The following is a 12,496-nucleotide window of genomic DNA, read 5'->3' as shown; positions in this document are numbered from 1 at the left end:
GCCCGGCCTGTGTCGTGCAGCTCGGCGCCGCCTGTGCCGGACTGGCGGCGAGCGTGAGCGTGAGCGGTGCGACCAGTCCGCCGGTGATGCCGAGTAAGAGGGCTCCCTGTCTGCGTATGCGCCCCATGATCGCCCCTTCCGTTTGTTCCGCATGCGATCGCTGTCAGCTAACCGGCTTCTTGCGAAATTAGCGGCAGAAGCGCACAGACTGGGACGAAACGGTGACATGACTGATGAAAGGTCGATCATTTCCATCCGCGTCACATTCGCTGACTCAGGCACAAACCATGCCCACTCCAGCACGGTCCGGGACCGCAGGTCCAAGCCGGCCCTGCCAATTGGCAACGCCGCATCATTCAAGCACAGCCTGCTTAGCTCGGACTTTCCCTTAACTGGAGGCGCACCAAGCCCACTTGACATCGGATTTCGAGTTCATGCCCCTTGAGCGACAACGTGTCAGCCAGAATTGCGATCCGAGAGCAGTAAGACCTTGGAACCTGCGCAAATAGACGGAAAGTCAGGGATCACAACAGGCGCACGACGGCTCACTATATGGCTCATCGAAACCGTGGCGGCGTGAATGATGTCACATCCTGTTGTTAGTGGTTGCCAAATCCTTGCGAAGGACCGGATTCTGCGCGTGCGTACACATTCGAGGGCTTGGGATATCAGTGATCGCAATGCTCTTGCGAACACGCTCGCGGCTCGACGCAGAGTCGATCTCCATGTGCCGGTGGCGGCAGACCCTCCACGGAAGAGGAAGATGATTGCAATGGCACGGGGCAGGCACCGTAAGTTAAAGAACACGCCAGGGAAGCGCGTTGTCGTCGCCGTCACAGCAGGGACGGGTGTGGTCTTCCCACTCATTGTGGCCGGCGGCTCCGCCAATGCAGCAACCCAGGACCAGTGGGAGGCCGTTGCGCAATGCGAGTCCGGCAATGACTGGTCGATCAACTGGAGCGGCGACGGTCAGAGCGTCGGCGGCCTTCAATTCCAGAACGCATCATGGAAGGACGCGCTCGCCTACCTCGAACGGCAAGGCATCGACACCTCGAACTGGACCCAGGATTTGTATCAGGGCATGCCCAGAGACAAGGTCCCTACCAAGCACCAGACAATCCTTGCCGCAGAGGCTCTGCTGGCTCTTCAAGGGCCCGGCGCATGGGTGTGCAAAGGAACAGGCCTGGGCGCATCCATGTTCGAAGGGGGACAGAAACCAGCCATCCTCGCAGAAGGAACGCCGGAACGTTCGGAGCCCACCCCTAGGCCACAGCAGACCGCACCCTCGCCTGAGCCGACGCATAAGTCTGAAGCGACAGGGAGCCACACAGTGCGTCCCGGGGACACGTTGTACAGCATTACCATGGCGCAAACGGGTGGTGCCTCGGGCAGTTGGGAAGAGCTCTATGCGGCGAACGAGGATGTCGTAGGTGCAAACCCCAATCTGATCTACCCGGGCCAGGTACTCGAACTCCCCTGGGGAGAGAGCGAGTCATCCCAGTAGACGATCACATCGGGGTTCGTCACCTCACGTTGTCGCAGGTCGCGCGCATCGGCTGAACCAGGCCGGTGCCAGCCGGGAGAGAATCCCGACTGGCACCAGCACACTGACGTCATGGGCTTCTAGGCCAGTTCTTCCGACTAGTCGCGTCCACCACAGTGGAAGAACGAGCCCCAATTGAGGGGCCCATCACTTTGCAGTAGACCGACGAAGTCCAGCGCCGAACAGATCAGGGACGGCTCAGCGGGGCCCGGAACCGGCGGCTCCGGCATCGGCGGCAGGTCCGGAGTCGGCGGTTCCGGGGCAGGCGGCAGATCGGGAAGCGGCGGCAGGTCCGGGATCGGCGGCACCGGGTCCGGAGTCGGCGGTTCCGGGGCAGGCGGCAGGTCCGGGATCGGCGGTACCGGGTCCGGAGTCGGCGGTTCCGGGGCAGGCGGCAGATCGGGAAGCGGCGGCAGGTCCGGGATCGGCGGTACCGGGTCAGGAAGCGGTACCTCCGGGGCGTCAGGAACGCCAGGGGGCACGGGGTCGGCCGGATCCGTCGGATCGAGGGCCGGCACCGCCTGGTCCTTAGCGAGCGCTGCTTGAGCGAGGACGGTCTGCGCTGCCTGGGCCGGAGCAGCCAGCGTCACGCCCCCTGCGGATAAGAGAAAGACCGCCGATAGGACTGCGGCTGTACGACGGGTCCGTTTCAACGTTTGACCTCCGATGAGTGCATCTCTGGGTGACTGCTTGAGTAGTGCCGCAGATCAGGTGACCCGAGGTGCAGCGACTGCTCATGCCTGGCCGACAGAATGCGTCAGTATCGGAGTAAATGCTGAAATTATCCCTCTTGAGGGTGAGGCGTGTACGACAGTCAGGCCCAGAGCCGACAGCATCCTTCTGCGTGCACCCCGTGTACTCAGGGACACGGAGACGCTCCGCGTCGCCCCAGCGGAACGGGTCCAGCGCTTTGGTGACAGCGACTAAAGCCCTCTTCATCCGGGCGAAGGCATGCCCGACGCGGGCGCAGACCCGGCGATGCTCCGCGCTGTCTTCCTCCTCACCCGCGAGGAGTGGCCGGCCGGGCCGTGGCCATGACCAGCCAGGTGTCGGCATCGATGATGACTTGCACATTTGCCGAGAAGCGGTAATTGCGGCTCGAGGCACCGATTTGCCGGTCGCGGACCACAATCACCCGATCCGCCAGCAGCAGGCACCACGGCCACCCACCGCCAGGACCGTTGCCACCCCGCTTACGCCCCCACCCGCAACAAGCCTTCGAACTGCCACATCCGCAGACCCGTGAACGTCTCGACCCACAACGGATCGGCCCTCAACACCCGACGCATACAAGGGAAATTCCCTAAGCGCCAAAACCTCTCGCGTTCACCGTCACAACTGCCGTTGCGCCGTGTCCAACCGTCAGTGACACCGCGAACGCCCTCAGACCGGGCGGAACGCAGCCCCACGCCCGGGTGGCGCAAGAGGTAGACGCAACCGCCTTAAAAGCGGTACAGGTGCGGGTTCGAACCCCGCCCCGGGCACTATCCCCATCCGTCAGTTGACGTCGCGGCGTTCAAGCTCCTGCCCTGACGCCTTACAAACGGGTGTCGTCCGCTGCGAACCGAGGAGCTGCACAGACTTGGGTGGCTCCTTCGCAGGTTCCACGCTCAAGCGGCGGCTACGACTGCGGCTTCGCACCCCGCTGCTTCAGCATGTCGGTCATCAGGTCGATCTCCGACCGCTGCCCGTTCACCATGGTCCGCGCGAGCCGCTTCTCCACCCCGACCCCGCACTTGTCGAGGCAGCCCGCGGCCATATGGATGCCGCCCTTGTGATGGGCCGTCATCAACTGGAGAAAGAACACCTCGGCCTGCTTGCCGCTGAGGGTCCCCAGCTTCTTCATCTCCGTGTCGGTCGCCATGCCCGGCATCAGCGCGCCGTCCTCGCCGGAGGCCATGCCGCTCATGCCCATCCAGGCCATCGGCGCGCTGGACGACACCTTGGGCAGCTTCCACAGATCCAGCCAGCCCAGCATCATGCCGCGCTGGTTGGCCTGCGTCTGCGCGATGTCGTACGCCAAGAATCGCACCTCCTCGTCGTCGGTGCGGTCGCGCACGATGTACGACATCTCCACGGCTTGCTGATGGTGCACCGCCATGTCCCGCGCGAACCCCGCGTCCGCCGAGTCGGCACTCGGCGTATCGCTCGAACCGCCGTCCTCGGCGACGGCATAGGTGAGCGCACCGACCGCGACGAGCACGGCCGCCGCTGTCCCCGCCATCCAGCCGGCGTGCTTCACCATGTTCGGTGTCCTCACTTCATTGTCCCGCCAGTGCAGGGGGCCCCCGGCTCGGGCGTCTGCTCGCCCTGGACGTACTTCTCGAAGAACTTGGCAACGTTCGGGTCGTCGGCACTCGTCACGGTGCGCTGGTGACCCCACGCAGTAAGCATGATCGGATGCTTCTGCTTCTTGTAGGGGCTCATCATCGTGTACGGCGTCTTCCTCACCTTCGCCGCCAGTGCCTTGACGTCGGACTTCGAGGCTTTGGCGGTATACGTGACCCACACCGCGCCGTGCTCCATCGAGTGCACGGCGTTCTCGTTCTTGACCGGCTTGGTGTAGACATCACCGTTGCAGTTGAGCGGAGTTGGGTTGTGCGGGCCGCCGACTGGAGGTGAAGTCGGGTACTTCACAGGCTTCAAGACATGTCCACCGACTAGCGGGCCTGCCCAGGTCTTCACACCGTCCGCGCCTGTGACGAATCCTCCCGATGGCTTGGCTTCAGGCGTGGTCTTGGCATGGTCATCGTCGTGACTTTGCTTCTGGGCGGTCACAGGCGATGGCTCATCGACGCCCCCAGCGTCGTCACAGCCAGTAACACCGAGGAGCCCCAGGAAGACGGCTGCCATGAGCCGGGCCGGGCGAAGGACCCCGGTCACGGGGCCGGGAAGGAAACTAAGGGAACGCAGGGCTGTTCCAGGGCCAGGCTGGGGGTGGGAACGATCCCGGCTGCCACACCGACCACGAGTGCGCTAGCCGTCGTGGTGGTGGTAGCGAGGAGTATTTGGTTGGGACCTGACATAGAAAGCGCACCTCTCTCTTCTATGCGGATACCGACGTGGGCGCGAATACCGACGTGGCGTCTATCAAACTCACATCCAGAAGAAGCAATTCATACTAGTCTGAGAAGTGCGTTGATGCTCGTCAAGGGAGGGTTGTGTGGCTCTCCGCACACGGCTCCGAAATTCTTGAATCCCCAAGGGCAGTTCCGTGCGTTCGCCGTTTATGTCGACTGGAGTCGCAATTGCTGGCAGGTGATTCTCCCTGCGGACAGCGTTCGTTGAGCCGGCCTCTACGACGTCATCAGCCCACAAGCGCGAGGCACGGCCCGTAAAGGGCCGCCCTGCTCATTCGTGATCATCTCCTGGAACCATAGAAGAGTGACAGCCCGCGTCACTTCTACCCCCAAGAGCACTCTTAACTCATGCATGGGTAAACCCCTCTCCCCTCCGGGTCCCGTACCCCCCTCGCGGCCCGGAGGGGAGCAAGGGACCACGCACGGGCTCCTACTCGTGCACTATTCGTACCGTTCGGCCTCTTGCGAAGAGACTCGCCGCGGGTTTCAGGATCTCGTCCGCCCGCCTGAGTCCAGCATTCTCCTTCGTCGTCCCCGCCCGAACACCGCTGTCAATCCGGTCCTGACGGACCACTTGCGCAGCGTCTCCGTCTTCCCGATACCAGCTTTGCCGCGACCGCCTTCATCGCACAGCCACTCGGTGTCGTACGGGACAACCTTGCTTGTACCAAGGCGAATTGACTCCATGTCCCCGGTGTAAATGAGCCAGGAGTCTCTGGGCATCAGCGTCTCCGGAGTCCCCGATCGGCCCGACCGCACCGCGGCGGTTGAGCCGCAATCGATGAGGCACCGCCCTCACGGGGCTGGGCGATCGGCGGATTGACCCCTGCTTTGTCAGATCAGGCCGGTGACGGTGACGGTGATGTGGGCCTGTACATCAGGTGCAGCATGGGTGCGGACCGTCTCCAGAACCGCTGCGCGCACGGCTCGTGTCAGGTCGATCGCCCGTGGCGAGCTCCGCAGCACGACACTGATCTCGATCATCAGCGTTCCCGGGGTGCGTCCGCGTTGGATGCGTACCGCGGATCTTGCCCCCCTCCCGCTCAGTACTCCGCTGCCTGCCGCGGAGGCCCGCAGCAGCCCTGCGAGCCCGGGTCGCAGGAAGGCCACCCCCGGGACAGCGACGACCGCTTCCGCGATCCGTTCCGTGAGCTTTCCCAGGTCCCGGTCTACCGCCACCGGCTTCGCCCCTCCCCGTGGCCCCCGCCATCGAGAACGTCCACGATCGCGACATCCACCGAGCCGACCTCCATGCCCAGCGCCCGTTGCGCTGTCACGAGTAGCCGCTGACGCACCTGCTCCGCAGCCTCTTGAAGATTGTCGTTCATATCGATCACGACTTCGATGCGCACCCTGACAGGGCCCCGCATACGCTGCCGAGGGCCGGCAGCGGGGTGGAGCGGCGCGATACGGCAACTGCCCGCACGCACGCCCGGCAAAGAGTCGGCAGCAGCGCGGAACGCTTTGGCGGCAGCCGCTTCCACGATCCAGGCGTCCTCGGTGTCCGTTCCCAGCGGCAGTGTCCGGCCGGGGCGCAGTTCGAGGTGTACGACGTCCATCACGCGCTCCACGAGCACGCTGGCGTCGTCCTGCACCGGTTCCTCGTCCCGCGCACGGCGCACCACGTCCTTGAGCACGTCGAGTTCCTCCAGCGCGGCGCTGCAATGCGGGCAGGCGCGGGTATGGGCGTCTACCTGTCCTTCCTCCCATTGCTGCCACACCTGTGCCAGCTCCCGACCGCAGGGCAGCCGTTCTTCGTCGTCGGCCCTGTCTTCGCCCGTCGTTCCATCGGGCGGGCTGGCACTCGGGTCCGCGTTCATCGCCATGCGACCATCGCCTCCGTCAATTGGCGCCGTGCGCGGAAGACGCGGCCGCGGGCCGCCTCCTGGCTGATGCCGACCATGTCCGCAATAGCCTCGTACGGCAACCCGTCCACCTCTCGCAGAACCCAGCACACGCGCTGTTCCGGCGAAAGAACCACCATCGCTTTGGACAGGGCCTCAACGGCCGCGCGTCCCTCTGCTGCTCGGGCCGGAGAGACTTGATGCTCGGCGGCAGCCGGCTCGGACACTGCATCCAGGGTGACGACTGGACGCCGTGCACGTAACACGTTGAGGCATCGATTTGTGACAATGCGGTACATCCATGTGCCGAATGCTGAATTCTCGCGGAATTCTGGCAGTCTGCGCCACGCGCTGACGAACGACTCCTGTACGGCGTCCTCGGCCTCGCTCCTGCTGCCCAGCAGGCGCGTGGCCAGCCGTAACAGCACAGGCCCGTGGCGGCGCACCAACTGCTCGAAGGCCTCATCGTCCCCCTCACTGGCCCGAGCCGTCAGCAGAGCGTCGCTTCGTTGCTCATCTTCGTCCGCATCGTCCGGCGGTTCATACCCGTGCGCCGGCACCGATTGACTCCTCTCGATCGGTCTCCTCCTGTGTGACACGGAAAGCACCCTGTGGGTCACGCGGCACTAGAACGCTACCTCCGCAACAAGGAAAAACCGGTGCATCGCGTAATGAATGCGCTATTGCCGTGTCGAATTAAGGGACTCTAGGTTTCCCCATCGATCCAGGAGGCGCACCGATGACAACGCAGGACCCGAGTACGGCCGAAACTGCCGCGGCGGGCTGGGAGCAGGGTCGGGGCATCGCGGACGCCATGGGAGCAACCGGCGCCGCGGAGTCCGATGACTCGCGCGGTAGGACAACGATCGCCGACGTAGTGGTTGTCAAGATCGCTGGTATGGCGGCCCGTGAAATTCCTGGAGTGCACGACATGGGTGGTGGTCTCGCCCGCACGATCGGGGCGGTCCGCGACCGTGTACCGGGCGGGCGGCCGAACGTAGGACGGGGCGTGAAAGTCGAAGTCGGCGAGCGGCAGGCCGCTGTCGACCTCGACCTGGTCGTCGAATACGGGGTGGCGATCCCTGATGTCGCCCGGGAAGTGCGGGAGAACGTGATCTCCGCCGTGGAACGGATCACGGGTTTGGAGGTCGTCGAGGTGAACGTGGCGATCAATGACGTACGCCTGCCCGAGGACGACGCGGCCGCAGCAGAGGCAACGCGCGTGGAGTAGGCGTACGGCGAACGGAACGTCCGGCTGGGCCGGGGAGACGGAGACGACGTGAGGTGAATGGTGAACAGAGGCGTAGTAGGACTGGCCGTGGGCATGGCCCTGGGATTCGCGGGCTGGTTCGGAGGCTTCCAGGCGTTCCTGCTCGTGGCGGCCTTGGGGGCAGTTGGCGGGATCACGGGCCGCCTCGTTGACCGCGGCATCGACTTACGGGACCTCCTGGGGCCTCGTGATGGCCGCCAGGGCGATCTCGACTCCGAGAGGCTGCCATGAGCACGACACGACCAGAAGTCGTCACGATCGCAGCCGGGGAGAGAGGCCGCACTGAAGTGGCTGACCGGGTGGTGCGCCGCGTTGCCCAGCGCGCCGCAACCGAGGCACTGCCCGCAGGCGACGTCAGATTCGTTGACGCGACGGTGATGACACAAAGCGGCCGCCTCGCGGTATCGGTCGATCTCGCACTTCCGTATCGAGCCGCTCTGGAGGAGTCCGGCAGCCGCGTGCAGCAGTGTGTGGGAGAGCGCACTGCCGATCTGACCGGACTCAAGGTGGCGCAACCGCGCATCCGCGTACGCTCCCTGACGCTGCCCGACCGGGCCAAGTTCCTCGAATCATCAACGTCAGCCGAGACTGCGGAAATACAAGGCGCGACCATCCGCCGGCCGGGGAGAACCTGGTCGGAACGGCGCTTGCCCTCGGCACTGTCGGCACTTTTGGGCACCGCGGCCTGCGTCTTTTCATTGCACGACTTCCTCTTCTTACACGTTGAAGGGCGTACACAGGCGCCCTGGAGGTCTGACTTGCTCAAATGGCTGTCCACCCACGGCCCCGGTGACTTCACACTGGCCTTGGGAACTGCCATGACCCTGCTCGGTATCGGAATGGTGCTGCTCGCAGTACTACCTGGGCGACGGCGCCTGCTCGCGATGAGGCCGGATGTCGGTGGCGTCCGCTCGACGCTTGACCAGGCTTCGGCCGAGCAGCTGATGCATCAGGCGGTACTGAACGTCCCCGGCGTCTCCCGGGTACGGGTCAGGGTGGGCCGCCGGCGCGCTCGGGTGCGGGCCGTTGTGGAGTTCGGTGACCCTGACGCTGCTCGCCGGGCCGCGGTGACGGCAGCCAACCGCACCCTGAACTCCTACGGGTTGGGGCGCTCACCTCGCCTGCGAGTTCGCATGAGCACCGGACCGGGCGTGCAGCCCTCTCGAAGGCCCAAGCGGCACCGTGCACAAAAGGAAGGTGCGAAGCGGAAAGAGGACCACCGTGAGCCGATTGCGTAGCAGCATCAACAGAACTGCCCTTGCCTGCGGGGGAATCGCTTTGACGGCTGCGGGGACTGTGCTCGGGTGTGCGGGCCTCCTGGGTCGTGACCGGCTTCCGCGCTGGTGGCCTGTGGCTGCGACCGACACGGTCTGGCTGGACAGAGACGCCCTCATGCGCTGGCGAGACGACAGTTGGTCTACTTCGGTAGTGGCGGCCGTACTCGGCGCCGCAGTTCTGCTGTGCCTGGGCTGGTGCTCTCTGCAAGTCCGCAGGGAGCGAGTGCGCCTCCTGCCGTTGGGGAACAAGGGGATCACCCTGTCTGGCGGCGCTCTGTCCAGTGCCATCGCGCAGCGGACGCGATCCGTGCCCGGCGTGGTCCAGGCACGTGTCCGCCTTGTGGGCCGCCCATATCGGCTTCGGGCTCGCGTCCACGTTGTGCTGGCAGCCGACGCTTCACCCGGTGAAGTGCTGGAGCACTTCACAACGCACACTCTTGCCGAGGCAAGAGAGGTGCTCTTCCCGCGGCACATTGATGTCGATGTGCGGTTTCAGGTCCGCCGTCACCGCCCCAGCCGCATCCGCTGACGCAAGTGCAGGACATGGAACAAGTTTGAGCACCATGTCGACAGACGCGTCCGACCCTGCACCTCAAAGCATGCGAAGCCCCTGTTCAGTCGGAAACTGGGAGAAATTCCGCCTGTCACAAGAGCTTCACACGCTGCCGTACTCTGCCACGGCCCTTGTCCCGACTGCCGCGAGCCACGCCCGGTCTGTCAAGAAAAAGCAGAATGAGCGAAGATCGGCCAGCCTGATTGCATGGAATGAGGCGCGGATCGGCCTCTCGACGGCTTGCGCTGCAAATACAGGACACGGCGCGAGTTGGCGTACTTTGCGGTTGGGCTGGCTGCGAAGCAGCGTAGTCAGCCTGTGAGAGAGGGCCTCCACAACTTCGGCCGAAGTCCGGCCTACCGTCCACGAGAATCCATTCCTGTTCAGGACAGCCCTGGCGGACGTGAGCCCAACGAGTGAGATTCTCCGCCATTTTGACGAAACCGAGTCATAGCGGCTCATCACAAAGCTCTAGGCAAAGCAGCGAGGAAAACGCGTGATGAGCGGCTCGCCGAGGAACGCTGTCCACACAGAAGGATTTTGTCATGAATGGCATCGGTTCGTCTTCTGACCAGCAAGAGGAAGTTCCTGCCGAAGGAGGGCGCGGTCTCCGCATCCGGCGAATCATCCTGGTCGCGACGGCTGTCGCCTGCACAGCAGGCGCGCTTGCTGCGTCAATCTCGCAACCCAAGTCGGCTACAGCACATCCCCCCGCGGAAAATGCCGCCGCACGAGCTTCCAGTCCACCAGACTTAGCCACCGCTCCCCTGGAGCCGCCGGCAGAGCAACACCCCACTGATGAGGCCAAGAAACCGAACGCGACGCCCCGCACAGAGGCCGTATCAGCCTCCCTTCCGCTGTCTCTCAATAATTCGGGAATCCCGGCCCAAGTACTCGATGCATACCATCGCGCCGCCAACGAGCAGGCAGGGCGGACGCCGGGCTGCCACCTTCCCTGGACGCTCCTTGCCGCTATCGGCTCAGTCGAGTCCAACCATGCAAGGGGCGGCCTCTTGGCAGCCGACGGAACGACAACTTCACCGATCCTGGGACCAGTTCTCAACGGCGGACCGTTCGCGGCACTGTCCGATACCGATGCCGGGGTACTCGACGGCGACCCCATCTGGGACCGAGCGGTCGGACCCATGCAATTCATCCCCTCCACATGGAGTCGCTGGGCCACGTCCACGCGACCCCTGGCTACGCCCGATCCGAACAACATTTTCGATGCTGCCACTACGGCGGCTTCTTACCTGTGCGCCAATAACCGAGATCTCAATGATCCGAACCAGTTGAATCAGGCTATTCTCAGCTACAACCGGTCAGAGGACTACCTGCGCACTGTATTGGCGTGGAATGCCAGGTACGCATCGGGAGTCCCAGATCTGCCCGCACCTACCGTGGACAGCGGAATCCAAGTTGGTGCCGTAGAGGGCGACTCACTCACGCAACCTGCAGCAGCGAGCAACACCATCCAGGTCTCTCTTCCTACCAAGCACGCTCCCGTTCGTGTCGCGCCGCCGACGAGGACCACCAACACCGCGCAGGAAGAGACCGCGTCCCATCAGTCACAGCCGCCCACAGCCGCGGAATCACATGAGTGTCCCGAGCAGGTCTCGGCGCAGGTCGAAGGGGCGGGGGCGAGCGGTCCCTCTCCTGCCAAGCATTCAACTGCCGCCTGCACGCCCGATGACACACGGCCTTCGGATCCGAATGCAGGCGTGGCGAACGGGGTGCCTTCTGCGGACACGTCTGTACCGGGCGAGATGCATGGTTCGGGCGCCACTGAGGCGAGTTGGGCGCCATCTGCTGACACCTCCGCAGCGGATGAGACGCAGGGCTCGGATTCACATACCGGTGCGGATGCGCACGATGGGACGGCTTCTGCGACTACGTCCGTGCGGGATGATCTGCAAAGTCCGAGTGCGGGGGCCGGTACGGACGTGAGTAACGCGCCTCCCGCAGAAACCGCAGCCGTCACATGTGCCGCGCGTGAAACGCTGAGCGCTGGTATCGGTGGGGCGCAGGCCTCTGACGCCTCCGGCGCAGACCATGTGCGGGGCTTGGATGCGACTTCTGGAGTAAGTGCGGCAAGCAAGTCACCGGCCGACGAGACTTCGACCGGCACCTGTGCATCAAGCCAGATGCACCGTTCGGACGAGGGTGTCGCCGGTCTCGCTCGGGAAACGACCGGTATCACCGCACTCGTGTCCCGACTTCTACGTCTCCCTTGATCCAACAGGCGCCGGCCGCTTGGAACGACCCACATGGATTTCTGAGCCGGCGCCTGGCACCTGGCACGTGGCAATCCGATCCCCACCGGCGCCGAACCGTTAGCCGGTTCGGCGCCGGTGGGGCGCGTCTGAGTTGACTGCTGAATCGCCTACAGGAGTGCGCTCGTCCTTGGCAAGACCTCCCGTTGGCTTGCCGCTCCCACGCGATCAGTACGTCTGCCTGGAAACACCGCCCCAGGTCCAAGCCCTCAACCGCGATCGGGCGGATAACCTCGCAACGGCAGGGCGAGGGAGCTCATTGCGGTCCACGAACGGCTCGCAGTACGGCCACACCTCATTGCGCCACTCGTGTTCGCGGAGGGAGTGTGCAACTGACGGCCCCCGCGGACTTGGCCGCCAAGCTGCGCAAGCCGGACAGCTCCGGCTGAGCTGTCGGTTGCCGCCGAGACCACCCCCGCGGCCTGCCGTGGACCAGCAGCCCGGCGCGGGAGCGCCCGGACGTCGCGGTGTACCCGAAGGCCTTCCACCCGATGCGGGTACGTTGGACGACGACTTGGCGAGACCCGCGCCGCCGAGCCCTCACTGCCAGCGGTACAACAATGAGCTTCTTCGAGCTGGCCACCGATCAGGTGACGGTCCACGAAGCGCAACGAGCGAGGCCCCCGAGCTGTTGATCGAGATGTCTGACGTCTCAA

The 12,496-nt window shown here is 64.5% G+C and carries 9 protein-coding genes, 1 tRNA gene and 1 pseudogene; 5 read left to right on the top strand and 6 right to left on the bottom strand.

The genetic code is table 11. The features are described 5' to 3' along the window. The first annotated feature begins 763 nt into the window (after positions 1 to 763). Entirely contained in the window at positions 764 to 1,504 is a 741-nt protein-coding gene (locus ACZ7NC_RS42720) for a LysM peptidoglycan-binding domain-containing protein (RefSeq protein ID WP_471497275.1), read from the top strand. Positions 1,505 to 2,476: 972 nt separating this feature from the next. Here the strand turns inward: ACZ7NC_RS42720 and ACZ7NC_RS42715 are convergent. Then, positions 2,477 to 2,832 (bottom strand): annotated as a pseudogene (locus ACZ7NC_RS42715) (hypothetical protein); the annotation flags it as partial. Between the two features lie 120 nt (positions 2,833 to 2,952). On the opposite strand from ACZ7NC_RS42715, the gene ACZ7NC_RS42710 reads away from it, so the two are divergent. Further along, a tRNA-Leu gene (locus tag ACZ7NC_RS42710) sits at positions 2,953 to 3,027 on the top strand. Between the two features lie 137 nt (positions 3,028 to 3,164). On the opposite strand, the gene ACZ7NC_RS42705 is transcribed toward ACZ7NC_RS42710, so the two are convergent. The 5 genes from ACZ7NC_RS42705 to ACZ7NC_RS42685 form a co-directional block, all read right to left on the bottom strand. Beyond that, a complete protein-coding gene (locus tag ACZ7NC_RS42705) occupies positions 3,165 to 3,788 on the bottom strand; it encodes a DUF305 domain-containing protein (RefSeq protein ID WP_471497272.1) in 624 nt (207 codons plus the stop codon). 11 nt (positions 3,789 to 3,799) lie between these two features. Continuing rightward, the gene (locus ACZ7NC_RS42700; protein WP_471497270.1) at positions 3,800 to 4,396 is read right to left on the bottom strand and encodes a DUF3105 domain-containing protein; all 597 of its coding nucleotides are present in this window, start codon (positions 4,394 to 4,396) and stop codon (positions 3,800 to 3,802) included. Between the two features lie 1,061 nt (positions 4,397 to 5,457). Continuing rightward, complete coding sequence (locus ACZ7NC_RS42695; RefSeq protein WP_471497268.1) at positions 5,458 to 5,607, bottom strand: hypothetical protein; 150 nt, start codon at positions 5,605 to 5,607, stop codon at positions 5,458 to 5,460. A gap of 185 nt (positions 5,608 to 5,792) precedes the next feature. Continuing rightward, entirely contained in the window at positions 5,793 to 6,449 is a 657-nt protein-coding gene (locus ACZ7NC_RS42690) for an Asp23/Gls24 family envelope stress response protein (RefSeq protein ID WP_471497266.1), read from the bottom strand. Then, positions 6,440 to 7,027, bottom strand: coding sequence for an RNA polymerase sigma factor (locus ACZ7NC_RS42685; protein ID WP_471497263.1), 588 nt, complete (start codon positions 7,025 to 7,027; stop codon positions 6,440 to 6,442). The genes ACZ7NC_RS42690 and ACZ7NC_RS42685 overlap by 10 nt, the downstream gene beginning before the upstream one ends. Before the next feature lie 179 nt (positions 7,028 to 7,206). Between ACZ7NC_RS42685 and ACZ7NC_RS42680 the strand changes: the two genes are divergently transcribed. Genes ACZ7NC_RS42680 through ACZ7NC_RS42670 form a run of 3 tightly spaced genes read left to right on the top strand, consistent with a single transcriptional unit; the run spans position 7,207 to position 8,975 of the window. After that, positions 7,207 to 7,698: an Asp23/Gls24 family envelope stress response protein gene (locus ACZ7NC_RS42680; protein WP_471497261.1), complete on the top strand. Its 492-nt coding sequence runs from the start codon at positions 7,207 to 7,209 to the stop codon at positions 7,696 to 7,698. 57 nt (positions 7,699 to 7,755) lie between these two features. Continuing rightward, entirely contained in the window at positions 7,756 to 7,968 is a 213-nt protein-coding gene (locus tag ACZ7NC_RS42675) for a hypothetical protein (protein ID WP_471497259.1), read from the top strand. Further along, complete coding sequence (locus ACZ7NC_RS42670) at positions 7,965 to 8,975, top strand: DUF6286 domain-containing protein (RefSeq protein ID WP_471497257.1); 1,011 nt, start codon at positions 7,965 to 7,967, stop codon at positions 8,973 to 8,975. Before ACZ7NC_RS42675 ends, ACZ7NC_RS42670 begins: the two co-directional genes overlap by 4 nt. The last annotated feature ends 3,521 nt before the right edge of the window (positions 8,976 to 12,496 follow it).

It is taken from the genome of Streptomyces sp. NPDC111802, from assembly GCF_055634335.1.
This window is presented reverse-complemented; position numbering and strand designations above follow the sequence as displayed.

Bases quoted from the DNA above. Each gene is read 5' to 3' on its own strand.
- ACZ7NC_RS42675 (WP_471497259.1), top strand. From the start codon at position 7,756: ATGGTGAACAGAGGCGTAGTAGGACTGGCCGTGGGCATGGCCCTGGGA.
- ACZ7NC_RS42720 (WP_471497275.1), top strand. From the start codon at position 764: ATGATTGCAATGGCACGGGGCAGGCACCGTAAGTTAAAGAACACGCCA.
- ACZ7NC_RS42680 (WP_471497261.1), top strand. From the start codon at position 7,207: ATGACAACGCAGGACCCGAGTACGGCCGAAACTGCCGCGGCGGGCTGG.
- ACZ7NC_RS42705 (WP_471497272.1), bottom strand. From the start codon at position 3,788: ATGGTGAAGCACGCCGGCTGGATGGCGGGGACAGCGGCGGCCGTGCTC.
- ACZ7NC_RS42690 (WP_471497266.1), bottom strand. From the start codon at position 6,449: ATGGCGATGAACGCGGACCCGAGTGCCAGCCCGCCCGATGGAACGACG.
- ACZ7NC_RS42695 (WP_471497268.1), bottom strand. From the start codon at position 5,607: ATGATCGAGATCAGTGTCGTGCTGCGGAGCTCGCCACGGGCGATCGAC.
- ACZ7NC_RS42700 (WP_471497270.1), bottom strand. From the start codon at position 4,396: ATGGCAGCCGTCTTCCTGGGGCTCCTCGGTGTTACTGGCTGTGACGAC.
- ACZ7NC_RS42670 (WP_471497257.1), top strand. From the start codon at position 7,965: ATGAGCACGACACGACCAGAAGTCGTCACGATCGCAGCCGGGGAGAGA.